This is a genomic window from Zongyangia hominis, from assembly GCF_014385095.1.
Classification (GTDB): Bacteria; Bacillota; Clostridia; order Oscillospirales; family Ruminococcaceae; genus Zongyangia; species Zongyangia hominis.
This window is the reverse complement of sequence record NZ_JACRTC010000023.1, coordinates 1-511: the sequence shown is the minus strand read 5'-3', so window position 1 is coordinate 511 and position 511 is coordinate 1. Positions and strand designations below refer to the sequence as shown.

General features: G+C 48.9%; 1 protein-coding gene. It reads left to right on the top strand.

Annotated elements, in window-relative coordinates:
• Positions 1 to 511, top strand: a 511-nt coding sequence (locus H8709_RS11810) for a TetR/AcrR family transcriptional regulator (protein WP_262398497.1), incomplete at both ends; no start/stop codon positions are given.

Genomic DNA, 511 nt, shown 5'->3' with positions numbered 1-511 from the left:
CAATCAATGATATTGCGGTAGCCGCACACATTTCCAAAGCGTCTGTGTTTCAGTATTTCGGCAGTAAAAAGCAGCTCTACATTTACCTGCTGGAATACTGCAAGAAAATCATAGAGGGACTATTTGATAAGGAAGCCCTCGATTCCGAAACAGATTTGTTCGACAGGATTCTGGCATCCAGCCGCATGAAAATGGAGGGGCTCCAAAATCAGCCTTTTATCTTGCAGTTTATTACCAGTGCCTGGGAGGAAAATTCTCCCGAGGTGACGGATACGCTGGCGATCCTGACGGAGGAGACCGGCAGATTCCGAAACGATCTTGTTCTGCGGGAAGAGGATGCTTTGAAATTCAAAGACCCAGAGGATGCCCAGCCGGTCTTTCAGATGCTGCTTCTGATGGCCGAGGGCTATGCGGCCGGGTACCGGGGGGCGGCGGCTTTCGATTTTCAGGCTGTCATGGAGGATTTTGAGAAGAACATCGCAATTCTGCGGAAAAATTTTTATAAGGAGGA